The sequence below is a fragment of the Fusobacterium perfoetens genome (assembly GCF_021531475.1).
GTDB lineage: Bacteria > Fusobacteriota > Fusobacteriia > Fusobacteriales > Fusobacteriaceae > Fusobacterium_B.
In genome coordinates this window covers 1-4,059 of the sequence record NZ_JADYTX010000063.1, presented here as the reverse complement: position 1 = coordinate 4,059, position 4,059 = coordinate 1, and the positions used below count along the sequence as shown (strand labels likewise).

Annotated in this window: 4 protein-coding genes; all 4 read left to right on the top strand. The window is 28.0% G+C overall.

Annotation, left to right across the window (positions count from 1 at the left end; genetic code table 11):
* On the top strand, positions 1–1,075 hold a 1,075-nt coding region (locus tag I6E15_RS09940; RefSeq protein WP_235247621.1), incomplete at its 5' end, for a UDP-N-acetylglucosamine 4,6-dehydratase family protein.
* Positions 1,076–1,088: 13 nt separating this feature from the next.
* The gene (locus I6E15_RS09935; RefSeq protein ID WP_235247620.1) at positions 1,089–2,300 is read left to right on the top strand and encodes a DegT/DnrJ/EryC1/StrS family aminotransferase; all 1,212 of its coding nucleotides are present in this window, start codon (positions 1,089–1,091) and stop codon (positions 2,298–2,300) included.
* A gap of 4 nt (positions 2,301–2,304) precedes the next feature.
* Entirely contained in the window at positions 2,305–2,988 is a 684-nt protein-coding gene (locus tag I6E15_RS09930; RefSeq protein ID WP_419180953.1) for a sugar transferase, read from the top strand.
* Between the two features lie 12 nt (positions 2,989–3,000).
* Positions 3,001–3,978, top strand: coding sequence for a glycosyltransferase family 2 protein (locus tag I6E15_RS09925; protein WP_235247618.1), 978 nt, complete (start codon positions 3,001–3,003; stop codon positions 3,976–3,978).
* The last annotated feature ends 81 nt before the right edge of the window (positions 3,979–4,059 follow it).

Genomic DNA, 4,059 nt, shown 5'->3' with positions numbered 1-4,059 from the left:
TAATCAAATTAAAGATGTTAGTATTGAAGATTTACTTGGAAGAGATCAAGTTGAAATCAATGATGGAAGTATAAAAGATCTGATACATAATAAGGTAGTATTTGTAACAGGTGGTGCTGGAAGTATTGGTTCTGAACTAGCAAGACAGATAGCTAAATATGAACCTCAAAAACTTGTAACAATAGATGTTAATGAAAATGATATATATTTTTTAGAGCTTGAACTTAAGAGAAAATATCAAAATCTTGACTTAGTTTCAGAAATATGTAATATTCGTGAAAAAGAAAAATTAGAATTTTTATTTAATAAATATAGACCAAATATTGTATTCCATGCAGCAGCTCATAAACACGTGCCTTTAATGGAGCATAATCCAGAGGAAGCTATAAAGAATAATATATTTGGTACTAGAAATGTAGCAGAATGTGCAAATGAATTTGGTGTAGATAGAATGGTTCTTATCTCAACAGATAAAGCTGTTAATCCAACAAATTTAATGGGAGCAAGTAAAAGAGCTTGTGAACTTGTAATAGAACATATGAATGAAATATCAAAAGGCACTAAATTTATGGCTGTAAGATTTGGAAATGTATTGGGAAGTAATGGTTCTGTAATTCCAATCTTTAGAAAATTAATAAAAGAAGGAAAAAATCTAACACTTACTCATAAAGACATTACAAGATATTTTATGACTATACCAGAAGCAGCACAACTAGTAATAGAAGCTGGAAGTATAGGAAATGGTGGAGAGATATTTATCCTAGATATGGGAAAACCAATTAAAATCTATGACTTGGCTAAAAATATGATAAGGCTATCAAATGCAAAAGTGGGAATAGATATAGTTGGATTAAGACCAGGAGAAAAACTTTATGAAGAACTGCTTTATGATACAAATAATGCTATAAAGACAGCTAATAAAAAGATATTTATTACTAAGATAGATAAAGGAAATATTGAGATTGATAAGTATTTTGATGAATTAAAAGAATGTACACACAATCCAGATATTTCAAAGATAAAAGAGATAATGAAGAAAGTAGTAGTATCTTATAAAGAAGTTAAATATGAATAATAGGGGTGAGTTTATGTTAAAAAGAAATATTTTATTTAGTCCTCCGGATATATCAGAATTAGAAATAAAAGAGGTTGCGGATGCTTTACGTTCAGGTTGGATTACAACAGGACCAAGAACAAAAGAATTAGAAAGAAAAATAGCTAAATTTTGCGAAGTGGATAGAGCTGTTTGTTTAAACTCTCAAACTGCTTGTGCTGAAATGGCTCTTCGTATATTAGGAATAGGAGAGGGAGATGAAGTAATAGTTCCTTCATATACATATACTGCTTCTGCATCAGTGGTTTATCATGTTGGTGCAAAAATAGTTTTTGTAGATGTTCAAAAAGATTCACTAGAAATGGATTATGAAAAGATGGCTGAGGCTATTACTGAAAAAACAAAAGCAATAATTCCTGTTGATTTAGCTGGAATTCCTTGCGATTATGACAAAATTTTTGCTATTGTAGAAAATAAAAAACATCTATTTAAGCCAAATAATGACATTCAAAAAGCAATTGGAAGAATAGCTATCTGTGCTGATGCTGCTCATGCTTTTGGTGCTAGTTGTAAAGGAAGAAAAGTGGGAAGTATAGCTGACTTCACATCTTTTTCATTCCATGCTGTTAAAAATTTAACAACTGCTGAAGGTGGAGCTTTAACTTGGAGAAATATAGAAGGAATTGATAATGAAGATATCTATCATCAATTACAACTATTCTCTTTACATGGTCAATCAAAAGATGCCCTTGCAAAAACTCAATTAGGTGCTTGGGAATATGATATTAAAGGACCTTGGTATAAATGTAATATGACGGATATTCTTGCAGGGGTAGGACTTGCTCAATTAAGTCGTTATGAAGGAATGCTTGCAAGAAGAAAAGAGATAATAGAAAAATATGATAATGCTTTTAAACCATTAGGAGTAAAAACTTTAAATCATTATACTGATGAATATCAATCTTCAGGTCATTTATACCTTACAAGAATACCAAATATATCTTTAGAACAAAGACAAGAAATAATTGTAAAAATGGCAGAAGCTGGAATTGCTTGTAACGTACATTATAAACCTTTACCAATGATGACAGCATATATTAATTTGGGATTTGATATTAAAGATTATCCAAACTCTTATGAACAATTTGCTAATGAAATAACTTTACCTCTTCATACTTGTTTAACAGATGAAGATGTAGATTATATAATAGAAAACTATAAAAGAATTGTGAAGGAGTATGTGTAGATTGATTTTAAAAGATTGGGAGCAACTACCAGAAGAATTACAATTAGATGAAGTAAGACCATATTATGAAATTTTAAAAAAGAAAAAATTGAGTTTAATTCTAAAAAGAATTTTTGATATAGTAGTTTCTCTTATTATGTTAATTATTCTATTGCCTGTATTTATATTTTTAGGTATAGCAATAAAGATAGATTCAAAAGGACCTGTATTCTTTAGACAAGAAAGAATAACTCAATATGGAAAAACTTTTAAAATTTTTAAATTTAGAACTATGGTAAATAACGCTGAAAAGCTTGGAACACAAGTTACAGTAGGAAATGATGCAAGAATAACGAAAGTTGGAAAATTTATACGTGATTGTAGATTAGATGAAATAGCACAACTTTTAAATATTTTAACTGGAGATATGACTTTTGTAGGAACAAGACCAGAGGTAAAAAAATATGTAAATTATTATACAAAAGAGATGATGGCAACCCTTCTTTTACCTGCAGGAGTAACAAGTCTTGCAAGTATTTACTATAAAGATGAAGCTAAGCTTTTGGATAAATCAAATAACCCTGATAAAACTTATGTAGAAGAAGTGTTACCAGGAAAGATGAAATACAATCTTCAAAGTATAAGGGAATTTAATTTCTTTGAAGATATTAAAACAATGCTAAAGACAGTAGTAGCTGTTATTAAATAAACGGAGAGAAGTATGGAAAATTTAGTTGTATCAGTAATAGTTCCTTTATTTAATGAAGAAAGATATATTGAGAATTTTATTGAGTCTTTAATTGACCAAACATATCCTGTAAAAAATATGGAATGGATTTTAGTTGATGGAAATTCAACAGATAAAACTAGAGAAATAATAAAGGATTATATAAAATTAAATAAATATCCAATTAAATTATTAATTAACGAAAAAAGAAAGACACCATATGCACTAAATATGGGAATAAAAGAAGCAAAAGGAAAATATATTATTCGGCTTGATGCACATGCATTTTTTTATCCTAACTACATAGAAAAATGTGTATTTTATTTAGAGAATACAGATGCTGACAATGTTGGTGGAATAGCAGAAACTTCAGCTACTACCTTTATGGGAAAAGCGATTTCGCAGATGCTATCAACAAAATTTGGAGTTGGTGGGTCTGATTTTCGTGTAGGAGAAGGGGATAAGTATGTTGATACAGTTCCTTTTGGTGCATTTAGAAAAGAGGTATTTGAAAAAGTAGGATTATTTAATACAAGATTACTTCGTAGTGAAGATAATGATATGAATGCAAGAATTCGTAATAGTGGTGGTAAAATATGGTTATCAGAAAATATTCATTTTAAATATTATTGTAGAGATACAGTGAATGGGATTTTAAAAATGAGTATTCAAAATGGTAATGCATTATTCTATACTTTGAAAGAAAATCCTAAGGCTATGAGTATTAGACATTTTATACCATTTTTATTTTTAATATCAATTATAGTAATACCTATATTAATGTATTTTAGTTTAATATTTAAATATTTATTTTTTATTGAGATAGGATTATATTTAGCTTTAGATTTTTATTTTTCTTTTGTTAATAAAAATGTATTGTATGGATTAATCACAATTTGGTTATATCCAATGTTTCATATATTCTATGGATTAGGTTCTTTATTGAGTTTAATAGGATTAAAACTTTATTAAAATATTTAAGACTAACTATTAAATGTCAAGTCAAAAATAAAAAAATTAAATAAATTTGTTAATTTAAAAAAATGCATCACA

Excerpts from the sequence above, each read along its gene's own strand:
- I6E15_RS09935 (WP_235247620.1), top strand. The coding sequence starts at position 1,089 with ATGTTAAAAAGAAATATTTTATTTAGTCCTCCGGATATATCAGAATTA.
- I6E15_RS09925 (WP_235247618.1), top strand. The coding sequence starts at position 3,001 with ATGGAAAATTTAGTTGTATCAGTAATAGTTCCTTTATTTAATGAAGAA.